Source organism: Aegicerativicinus sediminis (genome assembly GCF_015476115.1).
GTDB classification, from domain to species: domain Bacteria; phylum Bacteroidota; class Bacteroidia; order Flavobacteriales; family Flavobacteriaceae; genus Aegicerativicinus; species Aegicerativicinus sediminis.
Genome location: NZ_CP064295.1, coordinates 2,621,082 through 2,638,903, shown reverse-complemented (window position 1 = coordinate 2,638,903; position 17,822 = coordinate 2,621,082). Strand labels below are relative to the sequence as shown.

Here is a 17,822-nt window from a genome sequence, read left to right as displayed (position 1 = left end):
AATTAATTTTTTTTTAGAATTCAGCGCTAACACCAAACATAAACATTCTTGGTCTTGGATATAAACCAAGATCTATACCTGAGGCCCAAGCCGCATCATGACCAAATCTAACCTCAGGGTCCATACCATCATATCCAGTAAAAGTATACAAGTTGTTTACCGAACCATATACCCTCAATTTAGAAATTGCTGGGACATCCAATATTTCTGCAAATTCATATCCAATGGTTAAATTATTTATTCTAACATAATCAGCATCGTGCATATAAATATCAGACACAAATTGCGAATTTCTATTAGACACAGCACCTAACCTAGGCATTTTTGTTGAAGTACCTTCTCCGTGCCAACGACTGAATACATCACTGGTATAGTTTTGTGCAGGACTATCGGCAAAGGAACGGTAGGATTGCATAATCTGCATACCAAATTTACCAGTTAGGGTTGCATTGGCATAAAAGCCTTTATAACCCAAATTTAATTGGAATCCCATTTCAAAATCTGGATTCGGGTTACCCAAATACGTTTTATCATTCTCGTCAATAACACCATCTTGGTTTAAATCTACAAAACGAACATCTCCAGGGCGTTGGTCAGAAAAATATGGTGTGCCACTTGGGGTAACATAGGCATCTACCTCATCTTGATTTTGTAGAATTCCATCGGTTTTATATCCATAGAAATAACCAATTGGTTGTCCTACTTCTACCCTAGAAACTGGAGCAGTTCCTTGAGACAATACATGTGGTGGACCATTAATTACACCATCCGTATTTGCAATACGGGTAACTGTATTTTTGTTATGAGCACCAGTAAGCGTAATTCCATAACTGAAATCATTAATTTCATCATTCCAGCTTAATACAACTTCAGCTCCCTTATTTTCGATATCACCACCGTTAATAAATGGTGCACCTGCGCCAAATGTTCCCAAAATTGGTGCTTCTAACAACCAATCTTTAGTTGTTTTTACATAATAATCAAATGTGATCCCTAATCTAGAACGGAACATTCTAACATCAAAACCTAAATCTAACTGTTCTGAAGTTTCCCAAGTTACATCTGGATTTGGAACTTTTGCGGGATATGCAGTGTTTCCAGAAACCGGTTTTGTATCTCCAAAGAAATAACCTGGGAATACATAAGCAATTTGAGAGGAGTAGATAAAGTTTGGAATCGATTGATTACCATTTTGTCCCCAACTTCCTCTAACTTTCAGAAAATCAAGAAAATTTGAACTGCTAGACATAAAATCTTCATTTGTCAACACCCAACCAGCAGAAACCGATGGGAAATAACCCCATCTATTATCTTCTGCAAAATTGGATGATCCATCAGCACGCATTGTAAGAGATAATAAATATTTTTCTTTATAGTTATACTGCAACCTACCAATGTAAGACATCAAACCTCCACCTCCTGCGGCCCAATCAGCACCATAGGTTGAAATTTCACTAATAGAGGAAGGACTTTCAGTGTTATTAAGATAAGCATATTTTGGTTGACCTGGAAATAACAAATTGTTCCTGGAACCTCCAACCTCATTATTTATTTCATTCTGTAACAATTCTGTACCTAACACAATGTCAAAATCATGATCGCCAAATTGTCTATTATAAGAAAGGGTATTTGTCCAAATCCAGTTATTTCCTAAATACTGGCTTTGTGAAGCTCCGTCAACATCATCAGTATATAATCTTCCTAAACCATAGGTAGGATTCATAGATCTGCCCCAACCAAACCAAGCATTTACACCAAAGGAAGATTTAAATTTCAAATCTTTGATAGGTTCGAGTTCTGCAAATACATTTCCTACAATTGTGTTATTCTTACCATAATTATAGTTGTGACGATAATACAATACTGCTAATGGATTAGTTTGCCCAACTGATATTCCTTCCAACGTTGGAGAATACCCAAATTCATTAATATTATAATCAATGGATTGTTGCCAATAGGCTGGCATTAACGGATTAGTAATTAGGGCGTTGTGTAAATCATTCCAATAAATGTTTCCTGTAGCTACACTTCTTGTTTCCGAATTTGTATAAGTAAAATTTTCACCAACCGTTAAGATATTATGTTCACTATTCTTTTTAATAACGAATTGCGTATTTAATCTTGTTGTAAGTCTTTTGAAACCAGCATCAGAAATATCTCCACCAATAATACCTGTTTCATCCCAGTAAGAAGCTCCCAGGGAATAGGTAATATCTTCAGATCCTCCTGTAATATTTAAGGCATAATTTTTCACTGGAGCATCATTTTTCGACATTTCATCAACCCAGTTAGTACCTTCCCAACCATTTTGAAGCATGTTCCAGACTTCATCACCATATTCAACAGCCGCGTCCGGATAATTATTAGATAACCAGCTATTGTTTTTTACTATGGATTCCCAATTATTTGGAGCCAAACCATCATTAACTCGACCCTCGTCAATAATATACATATATTCTTGAGCGTTTAATGGATCTAAGTTTTTATAGATATTTTGCACACCATAAAAGGTATCGAAGGTTATCCTCGCCGAGGCATTCTTCCTACCCTTTACAGTTGTAACCAATACAACACCATTTGCGGCACGAGAACCATAAATAGCTGCAGAAGCAGCATCTTTTAGTACATCAATGGATTCAATGTCTGATGGGCCTAAATAGTCTATGTTACCTACTGCAACCCCATCAACAATATACAATGGATTAGAATTACCAATGGTTCCAAGACCACGGATAGTTACTCTAGTACCTGCACCTGGAGCACCACTGTTTTGGGTAATACTAACACCAGCTGTTACACCTTGCAAAGCCTGCATGGCGGTACCTGTGTTTAAGGCTTTAATATCTTCCCCTTTTACATTTACCTGAGCACCGGTTAATAAACCTTTTTTCTGAGTTCCGTAACCAGTTACAACCACCTCATCTAGAGATTCAGCGGATTCTAAAAGTGTTACATTAATTGTTGTTTGAGTTCCAACGGTAATAACTTGCGTAGCCATACCGATATAACTAAACACCAATCGATCTTCTGGAGATACATCATCTAGTGTGTATTGTCCATCAAAATCAGTCATAGTACCCTGGGTAGAATTTTCTACTAGGATACTCACTCCAGGTAATGGAACGCCATTACCATCAATAACGGTTCCTGAAACGGTTTTGGTTTGAGCAAACATGCTTTGTGTAATTACCATAACCAATCCAAGAATCGCAAATTTTAATTTTTGCATCACGTATTAAGTTTGAGTTAATTAATTTACGTACGCGTCGAAATGAAAAATCAGAAAATGACAATTCGGGCTACAGAATGAAATAAATCACAAAGAGCATAATTGCAATAATGACCACCGTCAAAATTATTTCTCCAAAAGGCTTCCACTTAAACGTCGACTTTTTCATGAACGTAAATGTTAAAAAAAGTTTAAAGAAATCAGAGATATATGATTCTCGGTCGACAACTTATGTTGCATCTTGATAGGATAAGAAAAAAGATGCAACATTTATTCTAAAAGATGCAACATTTAAGTTATAAAAAGATTGGTATACTCCCTTTTTCTTAAAAAAAATTTAAATGGAGCATGAACGGAAACAGGTTTTTCTATGATAGAATCTTGAAATTTGAGTGATTTAATGAGGTCCATTTTAACCAACATTCTATCAAATTAATATTAATTCAGAAAAATAGCAATAGTAAAAAGGTAGGGAAGATTAATAAGTTGGGTTATTTCAATTGATCGGACATTAATATTAGAAAGTTTACAATTATCAACTAAGGGCGATTAATAGAAGAATGAAAATATTCATTTATGATTGAACAACCTCTGTCGGCAATACATTAAAATACTGTTTGAAGCACTTTGAAAAGTAAGATGGTGTAGAAAAACCTACAGCAAATGACACTTCCTTAATATTTGTGTTACCACCTTCAATCATTTGCTTCGCTTTAAGTAATCTACAATTTCTAATAAATTCAATGGCAGAATAGTTGGTTTGAGACTTTATTTTTCGGTAAAGTTGGCTTCGGCTTAGGTTTAACTCCTCGGCTAGAGATTCAACGCTGATGTCGGGATCAGCAATATTTTCATTTATATAATTGAGAAGTTTAACCATAAAATCTTTATCCTGGGAAGATGAATCACCATTACTTGGTTGATTGGAGATTACTTTAAAATACTTATTATATATTAATTGACGACTAGAAACCAATTGAGACAGCCTCAATTTCAACAACTTCATATTAAAAGGTTTTGCCATATAAGCGTCGGCACCTAAACCAATTCCCTCAATACGGTCATCTATCCTAGTTTTTGCCGTTAACATTAACACGGGTATGTGGCTAGTTTTAGCATCCGACTTTACTCTCTTACAGAATTCAAAACCATCCATTTCTGGCATTATAACGTCAGTTAAAATAATATCCGGTTGGTATTCATAAGTTTTTTCCAAGCCTTCTATTCCATTTTTGGCTAGAATTATTTTATAACTGTCCTTGAGTTGATTTTTTAAGTAATTCCGCAGTTCTATATTGTCATCAATAATAAGAAGTGAATGAGAGTGATCCCCATTTAAAATATCTATATTTTCTAGGTGCGCTTCTTCCTCAATGGTAGAATCAAGGAAAACTTCGTTCTGCTTCAGGGTATTCTTTAGATCTGATAAAATTTCATCTTCCCTGAGATAATCTTTTCCTTTAGGTAAAATGACCTTAAAAGTAGTACCCTTGCCAATTATACTCTCCACTTCAATTTTCCCCCTGTGTGAAACAACGAAATTTTGAACAACTTCTAACCCTATACCTGTTCCACCAAAGTAGGTGCGATTTAAATTTTCAACTTGGTAAAATCTTTCAAATATTTTGTCAATTTGGTCCTTCTCTATTCCCGGGCCAGTATCCGAGATTGAAATCTCCAACACATCAACAGGATCTTCCTTATTTATAAGGTCTAATTTTGCCTGTTTTAATTTCGAAAATAGCTTCAAACTAATCTCTCCATCTTCTGGGGTCGCTTTGAAGGCATTTGACAATAAATTGAAAATAATCTTTTCAATCATACCTTCATCTGCCCAAATAACAAGATTGTGATCATCTGAGTAAAGATCTAACTTAATGTTCCGCTGAACTGCCTCCTCTTTAAAATGACTAGCTATATCATGTGCAAAGCTGTAAATTTTTATCGGCCGGGCCTTAACATTAATTGGGGTTAATTCTAGCTTTCTAAAATCTAACAACTCGTTTACAAGTCTATGTAACCTTGAGGTATTTTTATAAACGGTACGCAATTTATCCTTTATAGCCAAGGGAAGAGGGGTTCTTGAATCTTCCATAATTTCTTCTAAAGGATTCATTATCAATGATAATGGAGTCCTAAACTCATGGGAAATATTAGTGAAGAACTGGAATTTTTTCTCATTTAATTCCTTTTCTTGTTCCCTTCGTTCAAGTTCGTGTTTAACGTTTTGCTTTTCACGAACCCTCATTTGGGTTAGTTTATTTAATAATATTAAACTGAATAAGAGGAAAACCAAATACCCAAACAGAGCCCAGTTAGTTTTCCACCAAGGAGGCAAAACATTTATGTGTAGCAATAGTGGTTCTTCATTCCATTTGCCATCATTGTTGGCCGATTTTAATTTGAAGGTATAACTTCCGGGGTCCAGGTTTGTATAGGTCGCGTTTCTCGAATTACCTACATAATTCCATGAATTTTCGTAACCCTCTAAATAATATGCATATTCATTTTCTTCGGGCCTGGTGTAATTGATTCCGGAATATTCTATTGTGAAAACGGATTGGTCCGTAGTCAATGTGATGGTATCAGTTTCTGTAATAACCTTTTTAAGTGGTGAATTTTTTTGGGTAGGTAATACCTTTTTATTGAATAATTTTAAGTCCGACAAATAAAGATAATTTTCTTTTGAATTAGCTGTTAAACTGTCTGGATTAAAAAAGTCTACACCTTTTTGACTACCCAAATAAATATTCCCTTCTTCATCTTTATAAACAGCGTTCCTAATAAAATCATTAGAAAGCAAACCATCATTTACGGTATAATTTGAAAAGGTGTTAGTTGGGACGTTAATTTTTGTGATACCAGCGTTTCCTGTAACCCATAAATTATTATTTCCACTTTCCATTATGCTATAAATATTCTTAAGGTTTAAACCATTAAGCCTATTATACCAATAGATTGAATCTGTTTTAGGATTGTACTTGCAAAGGCCTGCCCCTTTCGTTCCGAACCAAATTAGATTATCAGAACTTTCATAAATCGATAAGATGTGATTGGCCGTTATTGGATTACCATATTGCTGTGCCAACTTTTCACCATACGATTCAACCTTAAAACCACCATCCACGTTTCTCTGGATTAGATATAAACCACTGGTAGTACCTAACCAAATTTTATCCTCACTATCAACTAAGACTTTCCAGCAATCACTTGTAGGCACTCCCACCTCTTCAAATTCTGGAGTGTTATGATAAATAAATTTTTGAGTTTCAGGATCGAATGATTGAAGTCCATTGTGGAAGGTTGCAATCCAAATTGTTCCCTTGGAATCTTCATCTATGGATAGGACCGTATTTGAATTCAGCGCATTCGCAGTATTCTCAATGGTATAATTAATAAATCTATTACTGCCTTTTTTCAATAAAAACAATCCTTCCTCCCAACTCCCCAGCCACAAATTTTGTTTGCTATCTATAAAAGCAGTTTGAATATAGTCGCTCGTTAATCCAGAAAATGGTGAAGTACTTCCCTTGTTAATATTAGTGTAGGATTTGGTTTCTTTTTCAAAAAAACCTAGGCCACCGCCATCCATTGCAACCCAAAAATTACCAAGTGAATCCTGAGTTAATGATGTTACCGAACTTAAAGATTGTGCATCTGGATTTGAATTGGAATAAACACTTTGAAGATCTTTAAATTTATCATAAAGCTTATCATGCAAACCAACACCTTTATCATAATAGCCCAACCAAATTCTTCGATCCTTATCTTGATAAAGTGACCAAATTGAATTAGAAACAATTGAATTTTCGCCCCTGTTCTTAGATGAGTATTTATGGATCAATTCACCATTTTTTTTCAAATGATATAGACCATCATTTTCAGTACCGCACAAAATGGTGCCATCATCCAAGGATAATATTGAAAAGAAAAGGCGATTAGAAATATTGAAATTCTCAACTTTACGCTGATTAGAAGATGGTCTATCTTTTTGACTTAGTTTAAAAAGTCCATTTGATATACTGCCCGCCCAAATATTATTATCCTCATCAATTTCAAGAGACTGAATAGGTTCCGAAAACCATTCATCTTGATTATAATAATATGGTTTTATTATATTTCTTTCTGCATCATATTCCTGTATGCCCAAATTGGTCGCTGCATAAATTTTACCATAATTATCAGCCTCTATATCCAAAACGGTAATAGTTTCGTCCCTATTTAGTTCACTACTAAAGATTTTGCTAATTGAAAGATCTTCTAGATTCAGCTTATAAATTCCAGAGCCATAGGTTCCAATAAAAAGTTCTCCATTGTTCCCTTCAGCCAAACTTCGAATAATCAAGTTCTCACCTTTTTCGATGCCGAATTTATCATTTGGGATTCTTATGAAATTGTCCTTATCCCTATTGTAAAGATTTAGTCCATTTTCTGTACCAACCCAAAGCCGTTCCTTACTGTCAACGAAAGGGCAATTAACCACATTATTGCTTAAAGAGGTAGAGTCGTTTAAAATAAAACCATATGCGGTATAATCAATACCATCAAACTTGTATAACCCTGACCCATTGGTACCGATATAGATAAATCCTCGCGCATCTTGATCCATGTTATATATGCCAACTGCGGGGATACCATCTTTGATATTTACAAACTTAAATCTGGGGTTTCCCTGTTGGGAAAACAATATGGCCCATGTAAACCAAAAACAAAAAGCTAATATGTGTGTTTTTAAACTAATATGAGATAAAATTAAATTCTACAATTAACTATCAAAATAATCGAGAATTTTCAAAATTAATAACTTTTTCGTACTGATTTCAAATCTTATCAATGGTAAGACCTTAAAGAAACCCAATTACAAGTTAATCATGGATCGTGTTCTTAATAGCTTCAAATACCAACGGTTCCATGATATTGTAACCTTCCTTAGTTGGGTGAACTCCATCATTGGCATACTCAGTTTTCATACCACCTTTTTCATCTGAAAGTGAACTAAAATAATCAAGGTATGTATGACCGTTTTCCTCTGCAAATTTTTTCATCCAAGAATTAATTTCATCAATTTTTGAAACAGGTCCTAAACCCGGTCTCCAAGGATAATCATAAACAGGTAAAATGGAAGAAAGGATAACCTTGATACCATTATTATGAGCCAATAAAGCCATCGCCTTAATATTATCCGTGATCATTTTAACTGATGAAAAGCCAGTATTTCCTGCAATATCGTTAGTACCCGCTAAAATTACAACGGCCTTAGGTTTCAGATCAATAACATCAGGTGTAAACCTAATGAGCATTTGAGGTGTGGTTTGGCCACCAATACCCCTTCCCACAAAATTATTTTCCCGGAAAAAAACAGGATGCATATTAACCCATCCCTCTGTAATGGAATTGCCCATAAAAACCACATCAGGATAGTTTCCGCTATCAATTATGCTGTCGTTGGCTTCTCTATATTTTTTAAGGTTTGCCCAATCTTGACTCATTAACTCCTTATAGCTTTCAATTTGCGCATATCCGAAACTTACAAAAATTAGTGATGCAAAAATCAGCAAAGTCTTTTTCATAATGAGGTTTTTTAGTAAAATTAAATTATGTTTAAAGACATTGAAAATAAAGAAACCCTGCTAAAAAACAGGGTTTTAATATTTCAAATTTTGAAAAATATTTTCTAGGGTGAAGAATTCACCGATATATTAAAGTCATGTTTAAAACAAATAAATAGGGCTTTCCTAAATAGTTGTTATAAATACGTTCACTATTGCCATAGCCACAGCAGCCAAGGTGAATATCAGAACAGCAGTAACTAATATTCTAATGGCTATATGCAACCCTTGCATAGCATTTTTGTAATTGTCGTAAAATGAAGTAATGATTTCCATATGCCTACTAATTAGTTTAGTGCAAAGGTCGTGAAATCAGATTTTTACACCAAAAATCTTCGATTATCCACTAAAATATTAGCTAATGAAAGAAATTTGTAAATACAACCCTACAAAATGAGCTTATTAACCGATCAATGAAGCATTTAAACTAAATAATTTCACATTTTTTATTTCGACCTAAAACCTGGACCATAAACCACTCTACCAGAAAATTTACCTGTATGCTTTCCATCTTTAAGTACCTGTACACCATTAACAAAAACATGCTCTACTCCAGTAGAATATTGCATTGGGTCTTCAAAGGAAGCCTGATCTGTAATAGTTTCCGCATCAAATAATACAATGTCCGCGTAATAACCAACTTTTAAAGCTCCTCGTTTTTGAATCTTCAAATTTCTTGCAGGCATCAAAGATAATTTATGTACTGCCTCTTCTATAGGAATAATTTTCTCTTCTCTTACATACTTTCCTAATAATCGAGCAAAATTTCCATAAGCTCGGGGATGTGTGCTAGATTTCAGAAAAACACCTTCTGGCGCAGAAGATTCAGCATCAGAACCAAAACTCATATATGGCAATGCAATTTGCTTTTTTACATTCTCTTCAGACATTAAGAAATAAACTGTTCCCACTCTACTTCCGTCTTCTAAAACCAGGTCAATTGCTGTTTCCTCAGGAGACTTTCCACGCATTTCAGCAACCTCTTTTAATGATTTACCAGTCAAATATTTTAGGCTATCATTTTTAAATCCTACTAATAACATATTGTCAGCCGTACCCGCACCAAGCATTAAATTCTCCCAATCTTCAGATTCAGTTTTCATTTCTTCAATTACCTTTTTTCTAATCGCCGAATCTTTTAATCTATTAGCCCATTCGTCATATCCTCCTTCTTGTACCCAAGGTGGCATTGATGCATCCAGCCCAGTTGCTCCCGCCACATACGTATACATATCAGTGGTTATTTTTATTCCAGCGTTTCGAGCAGAATCTATTTTTTTAACTACAGCATCGAATTTGTTCCAATTTGCCTTCCCTGCCATTTTTAAATGGTAAACCTCAGCAGGCAAATTGGCTTCTTTAGCTATTGTTATTAATTCATCTAAACTCTCTAAAAGATTATTACCTTCACTTCGCATATGGGAAATATACATTCCGTCGTATTCTGAAACTACTTTACACAATTCGATGAGTTCATCTGTGCTCGAATAAAAAGCAGGTGCATAAATCAAGGAAGAACCCACACCAAGTGCACCATCTTCCATTGCCTCCTTAACCAACTTTTTCATGGTATTCATTTCATCTGCTGATGGAGCCTTGTTCTCATAACCCATGGTGTAAATTCTTAGAGTAGTAGCACCAACAAATGAAGCAACATTAGGTGTAACACCCTTATTTTGTAGAAACTCTAAATATTCTCTTAGAGAGGTCCATTCAACATCATATTTAATATCACCTTGACCCTTTTTAATTTCCTCTTTCATTTTATCATTAAGTGGGCCCATCGACCAACCTTCACCGAATACTTGTAAAGTAATTCCTTGTTTTAATTCACTCATTGATCGCCCGTCCTCAATTAGTGATTCTGTACTCCAACTAAGCATATTGATAAAACCTGGTGAAACTGTTAATCCTGAAGCATCAATTATGGTATCAGCAACAAACTTATCTAAGGCCCCAATAGCGGCAATTGTGTCTGCAATAATTGCTATATCTCCTTGAAAAGCTGGTGAATTTGTACCGTCAACTATTGATCCATTTTTTATAATGATGTCATATTTAGGTAATTCGCTATGGCAGGATGAGAAAAAAATTACAATAAGAAAACCTAAAGAAAGGGTAAAGAAATTTCGTTTCATGTCTTGAAGGTTAGTTAAAAAGGAAATAATTTAACCACTAAAAAGTATGAAATTTTCTTAAATAATAGAATGGAAAGAATTATTACCTAATTATCGTCACTTTTCTTTCGCTTTAAAAATGAAAAAAAACCTTTCTTTTTCTTTTTACCTACTTCGGTTTTGTCATCTTTCTCTTTTGAGGAGAATAAACGTTTAAAAAAACCGTCTCTTTTTTCAGGATCGCAATCCAACTTGGCAATAACATCTTCATTTGGTTCAGGAAAACGAGCCTGACTAATCGATTTATAGGTTACATCTGAATTATACTGCTTTATAAACTCAGCCACTATCGGAAGTGCCGTGTTGGCTCCCTGACCCATAGATGTTGTTCTAAACCCAATGCGATGATCGTCATTTCCAACCCAAGAGGCTATAATTAAGTTTGGAGTTACTCCAACAAACCAACCATCCTTATTATTTTGTGTTGTACCAGTTTTCCCCGCTAAATCATTAGGAAGTCCATAAACCGAACGTAAGCGCTGAGCAGTTCCCTCATTAACCACAGATTTCATCATCTCCAACATAGCACCTCGAGTGTTTTCGGAAAACGCCTCTAGTTCTAACTTGCTTTTTTCATGTTGATATATAATATCCCCATTTTTATCTTCTATTCTTTCAATAAAATAAGGATTGGTATGTTTACCATTGTTTACAAATGATGTATATGCAGTTGCGAGCTCAATAAGTGACAATTCAGCTGTACCCAGTGCTAAGGACGGAACTTTTGGTAAAGTCGATTCAACACCCATTTTCTTAGCTTGCTCAACTACCGCTTCAATTCCCACGGCGTCCAATACCTTTACAGAAATAGTATTAATTGAATGAGTCAATGCATTAGCCATACTATAATTCATATAAGGGTCTGTTTCCTCATTTGAGGCATTAGTAGGGGTCCATCCGTCATATTCTTCATAGCTTACAGATTCTAAAGAGAAATAAGAGCATGGTTCAATGCCATTTTCAATAGCCGCGGCATAAACAATAGGTTTAAACGTAGAGCCTACTTGACGTTTACCAGTGGAAACATGATCATACTTAAAATGTTCAAAATTGATTCCTCCAACATAGGATTTAATCGCACCAGAATGTGGATCTATCGCCACAAATCCGGTGTTTAAAAACTTCAAATAATACTTCAAACTATCAATCGTACTCAATGGCAAAATTGTATCACCCTCATATGAAAATACCGGGGTTCTATAGGTCACCTTCATGGAGTCTAAAATTTGCTGCTCATTAAGACCTTTATCTGTCAAAATTTTATAATCTGGAAGCGACTTAACATGATCCATGATTAATTTATCATTCTTAATCCATGGTGCATTTTTTCCATAAGACGTTTCAAATTGGGCCTGCAATTTTTTCATATGATTATGGACAGCATTTTCTGCATACTGTTGTAAGCCATAATCTAAGGTTGTATAAATACGGAGACCGTCTTTGTATAAGTCATAGGGCTCTTCCAAGTCCTCATTCAAACTATCCAATAGCCGTGACATATCTAGCCTTATTTTCTCCCGGAAATAGGGTGCTATCCCTTCATCGTATTCAAATGGATGGTAATCTAAAATTAGCGGTGAATTTTTTGCAACATGGAGTGAATCATTTCCTAAAAAACCATATTTAGCCATTTGGTTTAAAACCACGTTCCTTCTATTTTTACTCAAATCCGGAAACAAACGGGGGTTAAAACTATGGGAAGCCTTTAAGGTCCCTATCAACGTGGCAGATTCTGATAAGTTTAAATTTGGGGTTGTTGTATTAAAAAACTTGCGTGAAGCACTTTCAATTCCATATGTATTGTCACTGAAGGGAACAGTATTGAAATAAAGTGCAATAATTTGTTCTTTGCTATATAAGTCTTCAATCCTTCGCGCTACAATCATTTCTCTAACCTTATTAACAGGGAGGCTTAAAAAACCGTAATCCTTTCTGCCGTAAAGATTCTTAACCAATTGCTGTGTAATGGTGCTTCCACCACCACTAGATTCATTTTGAAGCAGCAATGTCTTGAAAAACACCCTCGCAAAACTCCTTATATCTATTCCCTTGTGCTTGTAAAATCGCACATCCTCCGTAGCAATTAATGCATTTACTAAATGGGTTGGCAATTCTTCATAACTAACCCCTTCTCTATCAAATATGTAATATTTCCCGAATATTTTATCAGATGAATCAAAAATAAGCGAAGCTTCTGCTTGATCTATGTTCAGTAGATTCTTTTCACTTGGTAATTTCCCCCAAAAACCAAAATAAACTGACGCTACAAATAACGTACAAAGAAGACATAGAGTAAGAATGGAGTAAATCAACCATCTTACTATTTTATTTCTAAGGATATTTCGCATTAATGGATTAATTAAGTCTAAGTTATATACGGTAAATGCCGCTAATTGGATTAAAATGCTAACATTTCAATAAATAAAACAAAAAAGCACACATAATGTGTGCTTTAATAAAATGAATATTTTTCTATTTACTTACCGTTAAAAAACATCATAACGCCTACCACAACTAAGAGTATTAAAATTGATATTGAAATATCAACCCAATTATAACTTGTCTTGTTTTTCTGTTTCTCTTCCTCCGTGATTGTGCCAAAAGTTAAGTTTAATACTTTTTCTGGCGCAGGTTGCTTGGTAGTTAAACTCACCCCTATAATCAATACAACACAGAATAAGAAGAACCATGCACTAAAGGTTAAGAAATTCATATCTCCTAACATGAACCAAATTCCATCCGGGTTTAATGAGCCCTTCACTATTTCCAAGACAATTCTAAACGCTCCTACCAAGAACCCAACAACCAAGGTAACGAAAGCACCTTGTGCATTAATTCTTTTATGGAATATTCCTAGCAAGAAGACAGCAGTTATTGGAGGGGCAATATAAGATTGAACCGATTGTAAATATTCGTACAATACTCCAGAAATATTAGCCATAATAGGAATCCAAATAATACCAATAATAACCACTATCATAGTCGCAATCTGTCCTGTACGAACCAATTTTTTCTCAGGGGTATTTGGTCTTAATTTCTTGTATATGTCAACTGTAAACAAAGTTGAACACGAATTAAAGACAGAGGCCAAAGAACTCATCAGTGCGGCCAAAAGACCGGCTGCAACCAATCCTCTTAATCCAGATGGCAACAAGTTACTCATCAATACAGGAAATGCCTGATCTGGAGTTTCCCATTCTAATTCTCCTCTCATTTTCAATGTCAAAGCAATAACACCTGGAATTAGGAATAAGAATACAGGAAGCAACTTTAACAATGCTCCAAATATGGTACCTCTCCGACCCTCTTTTATATTTTTTGCGGTCAAGGTTCTTTGAACGATGTATTGGTCCGTACACCAATACCAAACACCAACTATCGTACTTGTTATCAACAAGGTTGGCCATGGGAAATCTGGATCGGAAGCTGACCTCCACATATTTAAATATTCAGGAGTCACAGTTTCAGACATGCTTTCCCAACCTCCTACTTTATCCAATCCGATTATGGTTAAAATAGCCGCACCTATAACCAATATTATGGCTTGTAAGGTTTCCGTATAAACTACAGCTCTCATTCCTCCCAAAACCGTATATATACCCGTTAATATAACAGTTGACAATGCTCCCGTCCAAAAGTCGATACCTAACAAGGCAGAAACAACAACCCCTCCAGCGTATATCGTAACTGATATTTTGGTTAGAACGTAGGCTACTATCGAGAAAATTGACAATATCCATCTAGACCGTGAATCGAATCTTTTCTCTAAAAACTCCGGCATTGTAAATACACCACTTCTCGCATAAAAAGGTAAAAACACCCAACCAAGGATTAATACCACCCAAGCTTGAATTTCATAAATCAACATTGGTAATTTATTCCCCGCTCCAGCACCAGCAAGACCTACCACATGTTCAGATCCTATATTCGAGGCAAAAATTGAAGCACCAACAACAAACCAACCAACATTTCTACCTGCCAAAAAGTAATCTTCTGTGTTATTCTGTTTCTTTTTAATAACCCAAAATGCAATTCCTAGTAAGACAAGGAAATAAATGGATATACAAATCCAATCAAACGTATCTAATGTCTGCATAACTATTTGGTTGAAAAGGTGAAGGTGGTTTTCGAAGAATAGATTTCACCAGGTTTAAGTTCCGTAGAAGGAAAATCTGGTTTGTTAGGTGAATCTGGATAATGTTGTGTCTCTAAACAAAACCCGGTTCTATGTTCATAATTACCACCTCCTTTTGCAGGAAGAGTTCCATCTAAAAAGTTTCCTGTATAAAATTGAATAGCAGGTTCATTGGTTTTAACTACCATATATCGACCACTAGCAGGATCATAGGCTGTTGCTGCCTCTCTCATTCCGTCACCATTTAATACCCAGCAATGATCAAAACCTCCCCCAAAGGAAATTTGTTGATCTTTATCTTCAATATCTTGTCCAATACTTTTTGATTTTCGAAAATCGAAAGGGGTACCTTCAACCGATCTTACTTCACCCGTTGGAATAAGAGTTTTACTTACTGGCAAATAACCATCAGCATTAATCGAAACCTCTTGATCTAAAATGCTTTTTGAAAAATCGCCAGATAAATTGAAATAGGTGTGCTGTGTTAAATTCACCACCGTTGGTTTGTCTGTAGTGGCTTTATAATCTACTTCTAGCGTATTATCATTTGTTAAGATATAATGTACCTCAACATCCAGATTCCCTGGAAAACCTTCTTCCATATCTTCACTTCTATAGGTTAATTTTAGGGTTGGGTTTTCTGAATCTGTTATAGGTTCTATGTTCCAAAAAACCTTGTCAAAACCTTTTTCTCCACCATGTAGACTATTTTCACCATCGTTCTTTGCCAATTGGTATTCAGTTCCATTTAATGTAAATTTTGCATCACCTATCCTATTACCATAGCGACCAATTAAAGCTCCAAAATATGGTGGCTTTTTCAGATAATCCTCTAGATTATTAAAGCCTAGTACAATGTCCTCAACATTACCATTTCTATCTGGGACATTTAAGGAAGTAATGATTCCGCCATAATTAATTACCGAAACCTCCATACCATTATCATTCTTTAGGGTATATACCGAAATTTCCGAGTTGTCTGGCATAACGCCAAAGGTCTTTTTGTCAATCATGTGTGCTGGTTTAGGTTCAGTTTCAGTATTATTTTCTTCTTGTTTGGTTTCATTCTTACACGACAATAATGTCAAAACCAGAACTGAAGAAAACATAAAACCCTTGAGGTGATTAAATTTATTCATTGTATAGTAGTTAGTAAAATTTGATTAAAGTTTGTTTTGAAACAAATTGTAATAGACCTCATTGGAATGTAAGTTATCCTTAAATTGTCTTAATTTACAGTCCTTGTCTATTACCAACAATTCTATTCCGGCCATTTCTGCAAAATCCTCCAAAAATTCTGTGGTTACTGCTTGTGAATATACCGTGTGATGAGCCCCCCCTGCTAATATCCACGCGGTTGCTGCAATTTCTAAATTAGGATGAGCATCCCAAAGAACCCTAGCCACCGGCAGCTTTGGCAAATCTTTCATCGGTGGAACAGCTTCTACTTCATTCACTATCAATCTAAACCTATTACCTATATCAACTAATGACACATTAATAGCAGGTCCGGCTGGAGAATTAAAGACTAATCTGACAGGATCTTCCTTTCCCCCAATACCTAGAGGGTGTACCTCACAACTAGCCTTTCCATCCGAGATTGAGGGACAGATCTCCAACATATGTGAACCAAGCACATAAGATTTTTTGGGTGTAAAATGATAGGTATAATCTTCCATAAAGGAAGTCCCACCTTCTAGCCCTTGCGCCATAACTTTCATTACTCTTACCATTGCGGCCGTTTTCCAGTCACCTTCACCCCCAAATCCATAACCATCAGCCATCAAACGTTGAACAGCTATTCCTGGAAGTTGTCTTAAAGTACCAAGATTTTCAAATGTATCTGTAAAAGCTTTAAATCCTCCTTCTTCCAAAAATGATCGCAGGGCAATTTCAATTTTGGCAGCCTCAACCAAAGATTCTCGCTTACTGCCTGACGATCTTAAATCATCAGCCAAATCATAAGAAGTTTCATATTCCTCTAATAATTGGTCAATTTCACTTTGAGAAATGTTTTTAATTCTATCCGTTATATCAGAAGAATCGTAACCATTTACAGAAACTCCCAATCTAATTTGAGCTTCAACCTTATCACCTTCAGTAACGGCTACTTGCCTCATATTATCACCAAAACGAGCGACTTTCAGGTTTTTCATTTCATCCCAACCTAAAGCGACCCGGCTCCACAAACCAATTTTTTGTTGTACGGATTCCGATTTCCAATGTCCAACAACTACCTTTCGATTAATTCTCATCCTGGTCATTATAAACCCAAATTCCCTATCGCCATGGGCCGATTGGTTAAGATTCATAAAATCCATGTCTATAGAATTCCATGGAATTTCATCATTGAATTGGGTATGTAAGTGACAGATAGGTTTATTTAGTTCTCCTAACCCCTTTATCCACATTTTAGCGGGCGAAAATGTATGCATCCAGGTTACTATACCTATACAGTTATCATCGAAATTTGCGTCCCTGCAAAGTTTCAATATTTCATCTGGTGTGGTTACTGTTGGTTTATAAACTAGATTGACCGGAATGAATTCCGAGGTATTTAAACCATTAACTATTGCTTTTGAATTCTCAGCTACCTGTCTCAAAGTTTCATCACCATATAAATGCTGACTTCCCGTAACAAACCATAATTCTTTAGTATTTTCTATCATAAT

The 17,822-nt window shown here is 35.4% G+C and carries 9 protein-coding genes; all 9 read right to left on the bottom strand.

Annotated elements, in window-relative coordinates; genetic code table 11:
• Positions 1-13 precede the first annotated feature (13 nt).
• The 9 genes from ISU00_RS11405 to araA all read right to left on the bottom strand — a co-directional run bounded on the left by ISU00_RS11405 (position 14) and on the right by araA (position 17,819).
• Positions 14-3,229 carry a SusC/RagA family TonB-linked outer membrane protein gene (locus ISU00_RS11405; RefSeq protein WP_228850788.1) on the bottom strand — a complete coding sequence of 1,072 codons (3,216 nt, stop codon included), beginning with the start codon at positions 3,227-3,229 and terminating at the stop codon, positions 14-16.
• Positions 3,230-3,803: 574 nt separating this feature from the next.
• Positions 3,804-7,916 (bottom strand): hybrid sensor histidine kinase/response regulator transcription factor, encoded by a 4,113-nt coding sequence (locus ISU00_RS11400; protein ID WP_228850787.1) that lies wholly within the window; start codon positions 7,914-7,916, stop codon positions 3,804-3,806.
• 178 nt (positions 7,917-8,094) lie between these two features.
• On the bottom strand, positions 8,095-8,799 hold the full coding sequence (locus tag ISU00_RS11395; protein ID WP_228850786.1) for an SGNH/GDSL hydrolase family protein: 705 nt from the start codon (positions 8,797-8,799) through the stop codon (positions 8,095-8,097).
• Between the two features lie 165 nt (positions 8,800-8,964).
• Positions 8,965-9,114: a hypothetical protein gene (locus tag ISU00_RS11390; RefSeq protein ID WP_228850785.1), complete on the bottom strand. Its 150-nt coding sequence runs from the start codon at positions 9,112-9,114 to the stop codon at positions 8,965-8,967.
• A 170-nt stretch (positions 9,115-9,284) separates the two neighbouring features.
• Positions 9,285-10,976: an N-acyl-D-amino-acid deacylase family protein gene (locus ISU00_RS11385; protein WP_228850784.1), complete on the bottom strand. Its 1,692-nt coding sequence runs from the start codon at positions 10,974-10,976 to the stop codon at positions 9,285-9,287.
• 86 nt (positions 10,977-11,062) lie between these two features.
• Positions 11,063-13,363, bottom strand: coding sequence for a penicillin-binding protein 1A (locus ISU00_RS11380; protein WP_228850783.1), 2,301 nt, complete (start codon positions 13,361-13,363; stop codon positions 11,063-11,065).
• A 128-nt stretch (positions 13,364-13,491) separates the two neighbouring features.
• A complete protein-coding gene (locus ISU00_RS11375) occupies positions 13,492-15,111 on the bottom strand; it encodes a sodium:solute symporter (RefSeq protein ID WP_228850782.1) in 1,620 nt (539 codons plus the stop codon).
• Between the two features lie 2 nt (positions 15,112-15,113).
• The gene (locus ISU00_RS11370; RefSeq protein WP_228850781.1) at positions 15,114-16,289 is read right to left on the bottom strand and encodes an aldose epimerase family protein; all 1,176 of its coding nucleotides are present in this window, start codon (positions 16,287-16,289) and stop codon (positions 15,114-15,116) included.
• A 24-nt stretch (positions 16,290-16,313) separates the two neighbouring features.
• A complete protein-coding gene (gene araA, locus ISU00_RS11365; protein WP_228850780.1) occupies positions 16,314-17,819 on the bottom strand; it encodes an L-arabinose isomerase in 1,506 nt (501 codons plus the stop codon).
• Positions 17,820-17,822 lie beyond the last annotated feature (3 nt).

Excerpts from the sequence above, each read along its gene's own strand:
- ISU00_RS11405 (WP_228850788.1), bottom strand. The coding sequence starts at position 3,229 with ATGCAAAAATTAAAATTTGCGATTCTTGGATTGGTTATGGTAATTACA.
- ISU00_RS11395 (WP_228850786.1), bottom strand. The coding sequence starts at position 8,799 with ATGAAAAAGACTTTGCTGATTTTTGCATCACTAATTTTTGTAAGTTTC.
- ISU00_RS11390 (WP_228850785.1), bottom strand. The coding sequence starts at position 9,114 with ATGGAAATCATTACTTCATTTTACGACAATTACAAAAATGCTATGCAA.
- ISU00_RS11385 (WP_228850784.1), bottom strand. The coding sequence starts at position 10,976 with ATGAAACGAAATTTCTTTACCCTTTCTTTAGGTTTTCTTATTGTAATT.
- ISU00_RS11380 (WP_228850783.1), bottom strand. The coding sequence starts at position 13,363 with ATGCGAAATATCCTTAGAAATAAAATAGTAAGATGGTTGATTTACTCC.
- ISU00_RS11375 (WP_228850782.1), bottom strand. The coding sequence starts at position 15,111 with ATGCAGACATTAGATACGTTTGATTGGATTTGTATATCCATTTATTTC.
- ISU00_RS11370 (WP_228850781.1), bottom strand. The coding sequence starts at position 16,289 with ATGAATAAATTTAATCACCTCAAGGGTTTTATGTTTTCTTCAGTTCTG.
- araA (WP_228850780.1), bottom strand. The coding sequence starts at position 17,819 with ATGATAGAAAATACTAAAGAATTATGGTTTGTTACGGGAAGTCAGCAT.